The sequence below is a fragment of the Neochlamydia sp. AcF95 genome (assembly GCF_018342455.1).
Classification (GTDB): domain Bacteria; phylum Chlamydiota; class Chlamydiia; order Chlamydiales; family Parachlamydiaceae; genus Neochlamydia.
Window position 1 is genome coordinate 23,547 of record NZ_JAEMUC010000058.1, and the last position, 13,711, is coordinate 37,257.

At 37.1% G+C, this 13,711-nt stretch carries 8 protein-coding genes; 3 read left to right on the top strand and 5 right to left on the bottom strand.

What is annotated here, in order from left to right:
• Positions 1-805: 805 nt before the first annotated feature.
• The 4 genes from NEOC95_RS07270 to NEOC95_RS07285 all read right to left on the bottom strand — a co-directional run bounded on the left by NEOC95_RS07270 (position 806) and on the right by NEOC95_RS07285 (position 8,612).
• Positions 806-1,537, bottom strand: a complete 732-nt coding sequence (locus tag NEOC95_RS07270) for a DUF8085 domain-containing protein (protein ID WP_166156152.1) — start codon at positions 1,535-1,537, stop codon at positions 806-808.
• Positions 1,538-1,921: 384 nt separating this feature from the next.
• Positions 1,922-2,881 carry a hypothetical protein gene (locus NEOC95_RS07275; protein WP_213152343.1) on the bottom strand — a complete coding sequence of 320 codons (960 nt, stop codon included), beginning with the start codon at positions 2,879-2,881 and terminating at the stop codon, positions 1,922-1,924.
• Between the two features lie 419 nt (positions 2,882-3,300).
• The gene (locus tag NEOC95_RS07280) at positions 3,301-4,707 is read right to left on the bottom strand and encodes a hypothetical protein (protein WP_213152344.1); all 1,407 of its coding nucleotides are present in this window, start codon (positions 4,705-4,707) and stop codon (positions 3,301-3,303) included.
• Positions 4,708-5,639: 932 nt separating this feature from the next.
• Positions 5,640-8,612: a hypothetical protein gene (locus NEOC95_RS07285; protein ID WP_213152345.1), complete on the bottom strand. Its 2,973-nt coding sequence runs from the start codon at positions 8,610-8,612 to the stop codon at positions 5,640-5,642.
• 1,181 nt (positions 8,613-9,793) lie between these two features.
• Here NEOC95_RS07285 and thrS point away from each other — a divergent pair.
• The 3 genes from thrS to NEOC95_RS07300 all read left to right on the top strand — a co-directional run bounded on the left by thrS (position 9,794) and on the right by NEOC95_RS07300 (position 13,358).
• Positions 9,794-11,731 carry a threonine--tRNA ligase gene (gene thrS, locus NEOC95_RS07290; RefSeq protein WP_213152346.1) on the top strand — a complete coding sequence of 646 codons (1,938 nt, stop codon included), beginning with the start codon at positions 9,794-9,796 and terminating at the stop codon, positions 11,729-11,731.
• Entirely contained in the window at positions 11,719-12,471 is a 753-nt protein-coding gene (locus NEOC95_RS07295) for a ParA family protein (protein ID WP_039386553.1), read from the top strand. Before thrS ends, NEOC95_RS07295 begins: the two co-directional genes overlap by 13 nt.
• Positions 12,472-12,611: 140 nt before the next feature.
• The gene (locus tag NEOC95_RS07300; protein WP_213152347.1) at positions 12,612-13,358 is read left to right on the top strand and encodes a CT583 family protein; all 747 of its coding nucleotides are present in this window, start codon (positions 12,612-12,614) and stop codon (positions 13,356-13,358) included.
• A 155-nt stretch (positions 13,359-13,513) separates the two neighbouring features.
• On the opposite strand, the gene NEOC95_RS07305 is transcribed toward NEOC95_RS07300, so the two are convergent.
• Positions 13,514-13,711: transposase family protein (locus NEOC95_RS07305; RefSeq protein WP_283248244.1), on the bottom strand; the 198-nt coding region annotated here is incomplete at its 5' end.

Consider the following 13,711-nt stretch of genomic DNA (forward strand, 5'->3'; position numbering starts at 1 on the left):
ATCATTTTAGAGGTTTATCTCTCTTTTAAGAGTAATGCTACTGAAGAAAAGCTAAAATCGCTTTTCCTTAGCAAAAATAATACACTTTTAAGCTCCTCCTTAGGTAGCCCTGTATTTTATAAAACCCTTCTTTTTAAATAAAAAGACATGTTCCAAAGGGTTGGGTATGCAGACTAAGTTTATTAAAGTGTATAAGATTTCTTCTTTCTACGACTTTAAAAATAAAGTAGATCTTCATTAAAATTGCCCCCTCCGGTTAGGAAGCCTTCACTTTTAGTTTTCCCTCTATTTATCCTTTTTGTATAAATTTATTAATCTCTATCTTCACGCCCTGCTAAAGGGTTAGCCTCTTTTATTATGCGCTAAAAAAAGGCTCTTTTTTCCTCATTGACAAACTTTAAAGCCCTTGCTAGGCAAATTCCTTAAATACAAAGATTTTATGAAGTAACAGAATTGCATAGCAATCGGCTTAAAAGCCTAGAGATATTACTTATTGTACTTATCATATAACGATAAGCAAAACAGTGATCTTTTTTCTCCAAACTATCTTCTATCCCCCAATTCCCATCCCTTGCAAAGGAGCTTACCAAATCTTCAAAGAAGAAGATGTGCCGGGCGGTCTTTTACTTGCCGTAATGCCAAGAACTCGATCTGCTGTTTTAATCTTTAAGGTTTTCTATTCAAAGCTCCCATCTTTATTGCCAAAACTATAGCTAAGTCGTGAGAAAGATCTTTCCAACACCTATCCTTCCTTTATTAAAATATCATCCATAGATCTTTAAGCTCTTTCCTTGCTCTTTTCGGTTCACATATCGTAACGTTGCGGATTTCCCTGGCGCGGAATGCTATTAATAAGTACATCTACAAGGTTACTCCATTGACGTGCTTGCACATAAGGTAAAATTTCGTTTACATTCACTCCGACATTGTCGGCAAAATCAGAAGTAAATTGGATCAGATTATCTTTATCAAGCTCTTCATTTAAACTGCTTTTCATTCCATCATAGTAATTGCTCCACACATACCCACCTTTTTTACGAATAGCATGTAGGCCTGCTTTAAGCTCTTCATCATTGAATATGCATTGTAAAAATCGAAAAGGATGAAGATGGTTGATCTTATCTCCTGCTCTTTCTAAGGAGGATTTTTCTCTTGCCAGTTGGGCTAAATTGTATTTGGCTAATGAACGAATGACATAACGAATGTTATTTTTTTCCTCTGTAGTGACAGGGGTAGAATAGTTACGGAGCACTTTATGTTTACTTTTATTCACACATATTTCTGGTATCCCGATAGTGTAATTAAAAGATAGCTCTGGGCTATCCTCTAAGCTATTAAAATATGATCCTGCCATCTCCTGGGCTATATCTAGCTCAGCTAGTTGAGCTTGGATTCCTTCTATGACTTCAAGGAAAGGAATATTTTCATCTACCTGGATAATAAAGTTACTACCGTCACGAGCTGCCACTCTCATATCTAGCGCAGGTAGATAGGAAAAATAAGACAAAGAGAAAACAAAAAAAGTTAGAAAGCCCATTGAAAAGCCTTTCTTTAAGAGTTTTCTCTTATTTAACCTTTTCTGGGCTAGAAGAAAGGCTTTGCCTCTTTTTGTTAAATAGCGGAAAAATCTAATGCATGTAATCATAATTTCCATCTTTACCTTTTTTTAAGTGGGTATTATTAAATTTAAACCTTATCCACTGGCTCTTAAATAAGATAGAGGACAAGGTTATAAGGAACTTTTTGATCATCCTAATTTCTATTCTATTCATACTATCTAGAACCGTCTCTTTTATTCCCATCAGCTCTATGCCCTGATACTAGCAGGTAGAAAACCTCCTAACATATTGCAGAAAATGATTAAGAAACGGGGGCACGATCGGCAAAAAAACTTTTAATCGTTCTGGAATAGGATGAACATTTAGAACATATATAAGCAGCGAAAATCAAAGCCATAATTGTTCATCTTAGTTTCTGCAAAATCAAAGGGAAAATCGGGGTGTCCTCCATAATGTCTATACTCATAAAAGGGTACCATAGATAAAGCTAGCTTATCTGCCCAGCCATTTAATCTATAAATAAAAGGTAATTCAAAACGATACTGAATTTTGTGTCCTAGACTAATCGTGCTGTCTTTTTGATGGGGATCAGGGTCATCGCTGATCTTACATTTGCTAGTAAAAAGGAAACGTGTTTTAAAGTTGATGCCTATCACCCACGAAGGATGAGGATAAAAGTGAGAAAGAAACCCTACGGTAAAATAATCGTAAGAAATGCGCATTTTATGAATTACGGGGGAAGGTTTAAGAAATTTGTTGGTTTCACACAAGTATCCATATCCTAGGTAAGGTACAAATGTGGGCATCCAGCTTCTTTTCATTTGAAAAGTGTAGCCTATACGCCCTTCAACATTTCCCTCTCTATAAGATGATCTAAGCTTATGGCCTTTTGCACTGCGCCCTTGTAGCTTTCCCCCTGCATACAAGGCATTTAAGCCCCCATAGAGGCGACAGCGCTTAATCCTATCATAGCCTGCCTGAACTCCATAGATAAAGTTATGTTGCTTAGAGCTTCCTGTATTAAATGAGCGTTCTCTACGAATATGATAAAAGGTTGGGCTTATGTAAAATTGATGAGGCGATAAAGGAGATGTTTGCTCATAGGCAGCCTCTCTTTCCCTCTTATAAGAATTTATTGTGCCATCTATAGAGCTAGAGACACTGTCTGCTTTCTCCAAGCTCTTTGTAGGGCTGTTTAGACAGTGGGATGTAAGGTCAGTGCTTGCACAACGGTTACCGCTACAATTATCTGCTTGCGCAGCTGCTTGGAATAATAAAAAGGCTATTACTCCTGTTAGCGTTCTTTTAATAATCATAGTCATAATGAATTACCAAATTTTGATGAAAATGCATGTTATGTCAAAGCCCTGCTTAATCTGTCAATAAGCTTCTTAAGAATTTTGGCAAAAAATAAATAGATCTTTCAACAAACCTAACAAATAATTTTTCGGCCTACATAGATAGGAAAGAGAGAATAAGTTTCTTTAATCTTATTTTTTTAATCCCTATCTACAGGAATTTAGTACTTAATTAAACTAAAACCATCGTTGATTAGCAAATATTTTAGGAATGTTTTTTTGCTGAGGTAGAGAATCTAGGGGCTATTTAATGGGTTTTTAACATTTTTTGAAGAGTAAGGATATAGGAGAGAAAAAGGAAAGATTTAATCAAAAAGCTAAAATTTGGCATCGAAGACACCAAATTTTAGCTTTTGTATTTAGGCTAGATTGCCTCTCTCAATTTAGAAAGAGTAAATAGCTTCGGCTACAAAATTGGAATAATGATGTTTTCCACCAATACTCTTTTTAGCTGCTCTTGTTAATTCTAGTTTAACATCAAGAGACAGGTTGTCAGTTAAAGCGTATAAGCCTTCGAATTTCCATCCTTTATAGTTAGTGTTACCACGTCCTTGGTAAGTAATACTCTCTTCCAGGATATTTCCTCGGCCAATGCCATTATTATCGTTATCAGGCATTGCATAAGCTTGTACACATTGATATTGAGCTTCAAAAGACCAATCGCCTTCTTTTTCAACCTGGCCGATCAAGAAACCAAGGTACCAACCCCATTTTTGACGGTTATCCGAGCGGTGATGGTGGTTCTGATGATGGTGAACATACCATTGGGTTGGGTTGAGTTCGTCTCTACGACCTTCATAAGCACCTGATCTATGACGTCCTTCGCCATTATAAAGCACAGCACCGAAGATTTGAGTAGGCTTGCCCCAGAACCAATCAGGATTTAAGTGATAAGTAAGAGTAAGCTGAGATGTTTTAAATCTAAAGCCATTAGGATTTCTTACAAAAAAACGGTTGCGGCCATATTTGTTCCAGTTAATGAAAGAGTATTGAACATCTAGTCCGTAATCTTTGATATTCATTAAGCCAATTTCTGTAGCATAGGCTAAGTGATTAACACGTTCATCCACCACAAAACCAGCTACTGTCCAATACCATTCTCCTATAGTTTCAGTACTTCCACTATAGTAAAGAGCGATACCATCCATACGGCTACCAAACTGCACTTCAGATTCAAAAACATCGTAAAGTTTACGACGACCTACCTCAATATCGAAGCGAGTGCCACCACCTTCGTAGATGTTATATCCCCAATAAGCTCTTTTTAAACTAAAATCTTTTCCTGCACCGCTACCATGGTATCCGGCAGGATCTTGACTAAAATCTAACCATCCATTGTCGGAAACGCCACATGCATTATCGTATTGCAAATGAGCTACGGCATAGGCACGGTCATATTCATATTTAAAGAAAACGTTGAATTCAACATTAAAATCATTGCGGGATAAAGGTAGCCCACGAGGAGTGACTTCTTCTTTAACCGTGTAAGGATCTGTAGCGTTACCGCCTCGCAATTTTTTATAATCACCATCGCTTACATAATGGGCTTGAGAAAAAACACTTTTACCTCCTTCGGTTTTAGGAAGAACGCCTTTCTCATTCACATGACGCCATTCAGATCTAACATCGCCACTTACTTTTAAGTTGTTGGCTTTCTCAGCAAGATCTACGTTTCTTTTAGTTGAAATATATTCTTGAAGGGCATTGAAATCTCTTTCGTTCAATCTTCCTTCTTGACTCAATCTATTATTCTCAATCTCTTGTGCGCTGATAATAGATGTTGTACCCATGAGCGCTAAGAGCGAGAAAAGTAGTGTATAATGTTTCATGACTTCTCCGTTATTACTTACATTGCAAGTTTAAGTGTTCAACATTAGCTTTTTTATTATGAGTAACTAGCTTCTAGTGCCTGTAAGTATGACACTAAAGCTATTAATCATAAAAAGCTAAAATTGCTTTCAATCGTACTTTTCGATGCATATCTTTTAAAGATTAATTGGCTAAAAGTCAATACTTATTCCGGATAAATGAGACATTTTAAATTATGTTTATAGTTTTTAATAAAGTTATATCCTTACAGAAAAACCCTTTGAAAAGCCAGTGAGAAGGACACTAAGCTAAATGTTAAAGGATGGAAATAAAGTCGAGAATAACATTAGAAGCTAAACTTCATAATAATGAAAAAAAAAGATAAGTTAATGACCGCAGTGAAAATTTTAATCGTTTAATAGCTAGTGGAGTTTTTTATTACCTTGGATGATTTTCTACCTAAAAAGGAAGAGTTGTGTGCTTTTGGGCAGCCCTTTATGCAAACAGATACTTAATAAAAGCTATATTTTTAAAGAAAGGGTCAGCTTGTAGGGGTGAATTTACTTTTTAAACTCTATATCAGCAGCTTAGTTAAACGGTATTCTAAGACAGCTTTAACAAGAAAAAAGCAAAAGCTGATGAAAAAGAGAGGGTTACTCGGACATTAGCCTAACAATACTCTTTTCTACAACTTCTTATGCAAGCATGTATAAAAACCTGTGCCTTAATTTTAAAAATGGTTTTAGATAAGCGGGATCTATTTAAAATGAAAAAAATAGTTTTGAGATATGTAAAAAGCAACTTCTAGCCTTGCCAATAAGCAGGGGTAGATAAAAAAATCTAATAAATTAATTAATTTTTATGGGTGTTCTAAAGCTTGTTTGAATTGATTCATCCTGAGCGCTTGATAAAGCTAGAAAGTATATTCATAAGGACGTGGATACACTCCCCATTGAGACTGGCGCTGCGAGCCGTTTAACCAATGCTCCCAAAGGCTCATCGGGTAGCCTGTTGACCCTAAAACATCTACCCGCCATAACTCTAAAGAGCCATTGCCAGGATTGACCACAAAGGCAAAATAATCTTTTACCCAATTGGTATCCGCAAAAAAAATTGAGCTAGGCATGGCATAACCTAGCTTTTGAACAGCTTGGATCACGCGGCGATGATAATCTATAGAGCAACAAGTACGATCTAGATAAAGGCATACAATCGCTTTACAAATATCTTGTAAAGCTTGAGAGGTAACAACTTTAGTCTTCGGGGAACTTTTAATCAAAGCCCTTAAACAAGCTTGTAGTGGAAATTTATTTTCATCGATAAAGATAATATCTTTTAGTTCCTCAAAAACATTTTTTACGCGTTCTTCTAACTCTTCTAGAGAAAATAGTGGCAATAAGCTGTATAAAGTTCCATCAATTACATCGGACGAAAGCGCAGCTCTTTCTTGTGCCCCTAGCCCCCGCTCCTGTTGGATTTGCTCTAATAAATAATTTCGAAAATCTACTGTTTTCATAGGAGCGGGTAAACCTGTAAATTTCTTTCTAAAAGAATGCCTATAACGTGCAGGTAGCCCTTGAGAAATAGAGTCGACAAGATAATCTAACATCTCATTATTTAAGCGTATGCGCTCGATGAAATTAGACATAGGGGCAATCAAATTGTCCCTTATCCATGTATAAGTAAAAGCATCATTTGCCCAAGCTTCTTTAAAAGGACTCAAGCCTGGTCTAAAACCAAAGGCATGGGTAGGAGAGTGCATTAGCATAAGCTTGGTATTATCTTTAAGAAACCTTTCGCTAATAGAAGGAGGAGATTGTTTCATAATATCTGTTAAAAAAACCAAAAATTCTACAGGGCTTTCTATCCAGCGGCTAATTTTTACTGGCTTGCTATCCCGTCGAAAGTAGGTAGCTACTAAAGTTTCCATGCTGCCCCCCGAGGTATAGCACCAGGGCTTCTTTTCAATCTGGTCTAAATGTTCTAAAGGAGAGGGAACTATACGGGAGTGATGAGCTGCTGCCATGCGATGAAAGGAGGTCTCCAAAAATTCTTGGGTTCGCACATGCGAAATAATAGCGGTAACCATTTCGGCATATTCATCTTTCATCCCCTCCAATTCCGCACTCGAAGCTATTTCACTTTCTGTGGTTGAAAAAAAGCTTGCTAAAGAATCAATGAATTGAGAGGGTTCATAAATACGCATCCAAGAAGCCGGATTGTTCCTCCCAAATTTATAAAGCAATCGAAAGCCTGCAGGGCTATCGTCATAAGGGCTTGAAGTAAAATCATGCATATCAGCATCATATACTTCCTGAAAATACTTGGGGAAAAGCTCTGTATAATACTGAATGATTAGATTAAATAAGTTTGCATACCTTGAGGCTTTCCTATGAGTTTTGTTTTTTAAATCCTCGAAAGTATAAAACTCATTGCGCTTACTTTGATATTCGGCTTTTAACCAGGCAGCTTCTTTTTCAGAAGCATGCTGCATACGTCCTTCTAAATACTTCACTTGGGCATAAATTTGGGCATGTTCTTCCTCCAAATTTTGCATTTTAGCTTGGGTCTCCTCAAGCTTTTTTTGTAAGAAAGCATGTAAACACTGGCCAATTCCTCCTTTTTCTTGCGGTTCTAAGCCTAAGCTAGCATACAGATTCCACTGAGTAAAACCTGCTTTATCTTCCGCAAAGCTGGCCACTGTAAACTCCCAAGCTTTTAAAAGAGCATTATCGGCAAGGGCCTTAAAAGCTTCTTTAGCTTTGTCGTAGTGAAGTAAGAAATTAGCGCAGGCTTGGCCTTTACTAGAGCCTGCTTGAGGAACTTGAAACATCAAGCTACTTTGCATCAACCCTGAGGTTTTTTGTTGGTAATCCTCTAAATCCTTTGCGCTTATATTAAAATATTTTAGCAAAATTACTTTAAGCAGCTGTTCAGCAGAAATATAAAAGATAAAATTTTCATCTTGAACTTTTATAATCTCTTGGACTAACGCTTTTAACTTGCGAGATTTTGCATCTAGCTTTGCTTCTGCATCGACTAACCCTACTACCTCGCAGGCAGCTATTAAGCCTGGAGATAGAGATAAATTTGCTAGGGAAGTCGAGATGACTTTCTTAAGATCTCCTGAGCCCCAGGAAGGGCTTAAAGGCACAGAATATTCCGCTCCACCCCAAGTCCTTTTTAATCGCCCTGTAGTTAGCAACTCATCAATATCTAATAAAAATCTAAGAGGCTGCTCATCATGAATGATAAGGCAGGGGGCAGTTGCAAAACAAGAACCTATATTTTGCCTAAGATAACAAAGAAAAGCCGAAAGCGCTGCCCGACGTGCATGAGCATTAGTAAGAGTAGTTTTTTCAGGTAGTTGCAAGGTAGCAATAATTAGCTGTTCAGCAATTTTATTGGAGTAAGGCTTTTGAATGATGTGCAGCTGTCTTTGAACATCTTTATCCTCATTTAATACTTTCAAAGCTTTTAAGAGATGCTCCTGACGTACTGAGTCATGTTGACGCTCAGGGCCTAGAAAGTAGAGGTGCTGGGAAATAAGATGGATAACTTTAGTGAGTAAAGCAAAATTTAACTCTCCTTTATCATTGATTAGTAGATTAGCTAACCTCCTAGTTTTTAATACATTACGCACTGCGCAACTTTCTTGAAATTTTGATAGATCTAATCTCTTGGAAAGTTCATCGTATTCCTCGCTGCAAACACGTTTCAAATTATCAGCATCCTTAGCTAGAAAGCGTTTGCGGCGCTGAGAAATAAAAGTAAAAATTCTAGCAAAAAAATTTCTATCGTTTATTGGATAGGGTGAACTGTATAAAAAAGATAAAATTTTCTCAAATTCCAATTCTACAACCTTATGTCTAATTTTTTTTATCATCTATAAGGAGACAATAAGTTACAAAAAAGCATTCAATAAGCAAAAGCCTCTTAAAGCTTATTCTCCGTTAATTTGTTTAAAACAACGTAAAAAACAGTAGGCAAGTTACCACCCCGATTAAAAGATTAAGAATGGAGGAGAGAAAAACTATTTTTTCTTAAGATATTTAGGATCTCTTTTTATAGATATTCGATTATCTCTCCCTATATCACGGCCTCTTTGTTGCATTCCCTTTTTCTTTCTTAGCCAAATTCTGTCAACCGACATCCTTTTTACAAGATTTTTTGCCCCATTTATGCTAGCAGTGCGACTTCAAAGACTTTTTTTAGATCTACATTCACCTCATAAGCCATTCTGACTTCGCGCTAAAGTCTTTTGATCTCTTTTCATCTCACTTAAAAAATTCTTGCCCAAGTTTTCTAAAAAACCCTGTGCATCATCCCTTTTAGGTCGTTTAATCTGGATGGATGCCTATTTCCTTTTCCTTAAATCCTTTAAAAAATCAGTTCCTTGGCTTATTGCCAGCATATGAAGAGAAAAAAGGATTTGATAATGGGTTCATAGCTTTTTGAGTGATTTCTATTACTTTATCTTTAGTCTGGCTAGAGAAGGCGCAGCCCCCTTTTCTTAAATCTTTATCATCTGCATTTTATGGAATTAATGATAAAGCTGCTCCAAATCGCCAAAATGCCATAATGTTCGCATCATCCCCAGCTATAAGCATTAAGCTCTTTATAAGCAATTTTTTCGTCGTGATACCATGATAGCATGCATTCTAAGGAAGAATTTCTCATATTTAGAATATTGAAGATAAGAAGTCTTAAAAGAGCAGACTCTCCAATAAGAGCTTAAAAAATTTAAGCATACTTATCCTAAACTTTCAAGATAAATGGTAGATGGCGAAACCATAACATTAACAAGCATATTATATAAAGAGTAGATTTAAGTAAAAAAAACCATTAATTAACATTAAAATAATTAAATTAAATAAATTACAACAAACATATTAACTAAAAGCTTTTATTTGCTTAAACCATCCATCGAGGCTTATGGACTCCTCATTTCCTCTTTTTTACTTGCATGGCCTCCCTATTGTCTGTTAACTTCGACAATTTCTTTCCTTGCCAAATGTTTTAAGGAAGGTTATTATTAATTATCATCTTAAGGATAAGCTAATTACTATGTTCGTCAAATTGAATAACCAGCAACCTATAGAAATTCCTGAAAAAAGTACAGCTAGAGATTTAGCAGAAAAGATGAATCTTTGGGGCCCTCATCAAGCTCTAGGGGTAAGTATTAATGGAAAAAAATATGACCTGTCGCAAGAATTAAGTGAAGGAGATGAGGTCGAATTTTTTAGCTTTGAAGATCTTAAAGGCAAAGAGATTTTCTGGCATACATCTGCTCATATACTAGCCCAAGCGGTCCTTCGTCTCTATCCAGAAGCTAAGCCCACGATCGGACCACCGATCGAGAATGGTTTCTATTATGATTTTGCCAACCTAAATATTTCAGAAAACGATTTTGAAAAAATTGAAAAAGAAATGCAGGCTATCATTGGCGAAAACTATATCACGCAACGAGAAATTTTTTCTTCCAAAGAACAAGCACTACAAGCTTTTGCAAATAATAAATACAAAACTGAATTAATCAACAGCTTTGATTCGGAGCTTACAGGCTACCATCAAGGTGAATTTTTTGATCTTTGCCGCGGGCCCCATCTTTTTAATTTAGGAAAGGTTAAAGCCATAAAGTTAATGAAAACTTCGGGAGCTTATTGGAAAGGCGATCCTCAAAAAGAAATGCTCACTCGTATTTACGGCATCTCTTTTCCTGATCGTAAAATGCTTAAAGAATATTTGCAGCAAATCGAAGAAGCTAAAAAACGAGATCATAAAGTCTTAGGACCTCATCTGGATCTATTCTCTCTTAAGGAGGAGGCTCCTGGTATGCCTTTTATTCATCATAAAGGGATGATCATCTGGAACACCTTATTAAAATTCATTCGAGAATATTTAGAAGAGGGCAACTACATTGAAATTAAAACTCCTACGTTGATGGCCCGTGAACTGTGGGAGCTTTCAGGCCACTGGACTAACTACAAGCAAAACATGTTTTCCTCTTCTATTGAGGACCATGATTATGCCATCAAACCCATGAATTGTCCTGGCTGTATGCTTTTTTATAAATCTCAAGTACATAGCTATCGAGAACTTCCTCTACGTGTGGCTGAAATAGGTAATGTACATCGTTATGAACCCTCAGGCGCCTTATCAGGGTTATTTCGCTGCCGTAGCTTCCATCAGGATGATGCTCATATTTTCATGAAGCCTAGTGATATTAAACAGGAAATCCTTTCTATTCTTCATATGGCCGACAGCCTTTATACTACGTTTGGATTGCATTATCATTTGGAACTTTCCACCCGTCCGGAAAAGAATACAATCGGTAGCGATGAAGAATGGGAAATGGCTACCAAAGGCTTGAAAGAAGCTTTAGACGAGTCAGGATATTCTTATAAAATTAATCCAGGCGATGGGGCTTTTTATGGGCCTAAAATTGACTTTCATATTCGCGATGCCATCAATCGTACTTGGCAATGTGGAACTATACAATTGGACATGGCTCTTCCCGAAAGATTCCAATTAGAATATACCGCAGCTGACGGAAGCAGGCAACGGCCTGTCATGCTGCATCGGGCCATCTTTGGCTCTGTGGAGCGATTTTTTGGTATTTTAATTGAGCATTTTTCAGGAAAATTTCCTTTATGGATTAGCCCCCTTCAATTGCGTATTTTGACAGTAGCTGATAGACATGCTCCTTATGCTGATGAAATATGCGCTACACTGAAAAAAAAGGGCTTTCATGCAGATGTAGATGATGCCAGTGAATCTGTCAGCAAAAAAATCCGTAATGCTCAGCTTGCCCAGATTAACTACATTGTGACTGTAGGTGATCAAGAACAGGAGAATAAGACCATTAATCTGCGCACTCGTGACAATGTAGTACATGGCCAAATTAAACTGGATGAATTAATTCTACAGATAGAGCAAGAAAGAAAGAGCCGAAGCTTGGAAACACCTTTTAAAAAGGAGACTTCCTCATCATGCATTGTATAGCTATTAGCAGCTTTAAGGGAGGGACAGCTAAAACATCTAGTGCTTTGCATTTAGGTGCTGCCTTAGCTAAGTTTCATAAAAAGAAGGTGCTTTTAATAGATTTTGATGCACAAGCCAACTTAACAACAGGCTTAGGATTCGATCCTGATGAAAATGATAGCATGGCTACAGTTTTGCAAGGTAATAAAACTCTAAAAGAAGTAATCAAGAAGACTAGTGTTGGCAACCTTGATCTTATTCCTGCAGATACATGGCTCGAGCGTGTGGAAGTGACTGGTCAGCTGGCCTCTGACCGCTACTCTCATGAGAGATTAAGTGACTGTATTAAAGATGCCCCCTACGATTTTACTATTATTGATACCCCTCCTTCTCTTTGTTGGTTAACTGAATCGGCTTTGATTGCCGCTCAGCATGCGCTAGTATGTGCAACCCCAGAATTCTACAGCGTTAAAGGATTGGAAAGACTCTCGCAGTTTATGGAAAGCATTGGGCAACGTCACCCTTTAAATTTATTAGGAGTGATTTTATCTTTTTGGAACCCTCGCGGAAAAAGCAATGAGGCTTTTTTAGAAGTCATCGATAAAACTTTTCCAAAAAAACTTTTAAAAACCAAAATACGTAGAGACATCTGTGTATCGGAAGCTTCCATATTTGGTAAGCCCATCTTTGATACTGTGCCTAATAGCAGGGCAGCTGAAGACTATATTGCCTTAACTAAAGAACTTCTCAAACGCTTATAATGTCAAGCCGCTTTACATTGACCCGCCCATAAAAGATGATCGCTAAGAAAAAAGACCCACTTTTAGACTAAAAATTAACGCCTTAACTAATAAAATTTTTACCACTCTTTACCTTCAAATCCTTAAGGATACAAAAAACCATGAGCCATGTTAACAGCTTGATATCAGAGCGTCTCAAGAAAAATAGTCAAACTTCTAAAATGTCTGCCTTAGCTAAGCAATCAGCCAGTGGAAATCTTACCAGCTTTTCGGGGATTTTTAGCCTCAGTGAATTAAATGATAAAGAAAAAGAATTTCTTCTTAATCTATTGCGTCAATATGCCGTAGGCAAGGAAGACTTGGAGCAAGACTTTACCTCTTTAACCTCTATTACTTCTGAAGTCAAAGCAATCAACAACCAAGCTGCAATTTTGCATGGAGAACGCATAAAAAAAGCTCAATCCATTCTCACGCGTTATAGGGATGGTGCTTTTACAGCTTGGCTATTAGCAGCCTATGGCAACCGTCAAACCCCTTATAATTTCTTACAGTATTATGAATTTTATGAGCAGCTCCCCAAAAAATTGCGTTCTCAAATTGAAGCGATGCCTCGTCAGGCCGTTTATACTTTGGCAAGCCGAGAAGCCCCTTTAGAAAAAAAGCAAAATTTTGTAGAGTCTTATCAAGGGGAAACAAAAGCTGAACTCTTAATTAAAATTCGAGAGCTTTTCCCTTTAGAAGACAAAGATAAAAGGGGGCCAAATTGGGGAGAAAATACTATTCAACAACTCAAGAAGCTTACAGCAATCCTTGATCAAAAAAGCGTCTCGATTTCTAAAGTCCATCAATCCCTTATTTGTGAATTGCTAGATAACTTGAAAGTCGTTGTATCAGGCCGCAAATCTTGAAATAAGAGCTTTATTAGGCTTTATAAGAGCCCGCTACCCTCTTTCGTAAAATTTCTCCCCTATAGAAAGGGCCTCTTGCTAAACCCATAGTCTGAAGTGTTATGGCTCTACTTCTGACAGCAAGCCATTTTATTACATTAGACCTCTTTCGAAACTCACGTATTTAATTCCCAGTTATAGATTGCTGCAATTAAGTTGAAGCGAAGGGCAAATCTTTTACGTCTATTTCTGTAGCGATCTGCTATAATTTTAAATCGCTTAAGGAGGCCAATGACATTTTCATTGGCAACTCTTTCTCTGGATAAACTTTGATTTGTTCTTTTATCCTCTTTAGTTAAAGGCTTCTTCTTACT

Bases quoted from the DNA above. Each gene is read 5' to 3' on its own strand.
- NEOC95_RS07270 (WP_166156152.1), bottom strand. From the start codon at position 1,537: ATGGGCTTTCTAACTTTTTTTGTTTTCTCTTTGTCTTATTTTTCCTAT.
- NEOC95_RS07275 (WP_213152343.1), bottom strand. From the start codon at position 2,881: ATGACTATGATTATTAAAAGAACGCTAACAGGAGTAATAGCCTTTTTA.
- NEOC95_RS07280 (WP_213152344.1), bottom strand. From the start codon at position 4,707: ATGGGTACAACATCTATTATCAGCGCACAAGAGATTGAGAATAATAGA.
- NEOC95_RS07285 (WP_213152345.1), bottom strand. From the start codon at position 8,612: ATGATAAAAAAAATTAGACATAAGGTTGTAGAATTGGAATTTGAGAAA.
- thrS (WP_213152346.1), top strand. From the start codon at position 9,794: ATGTTCGTCAAATTGAATAACCAGCAACCTATAGAAATTCCTGAAAAA.
- NEOC95_RS07295 (WP_039386553.1), top strand. From the start codon at position 11,719: ATGCATTGTATAGCTATTAGCAGCTTTAAGGGAGGGACAGCTAAAACA.
- NEOC95_RS07300 (WP_213152347.1), top strand. From the start codon at position 12,612: ATGAGCCATGTTAACAGCTTGATATCAGAGCGTCTCAAGAAAAATAGT.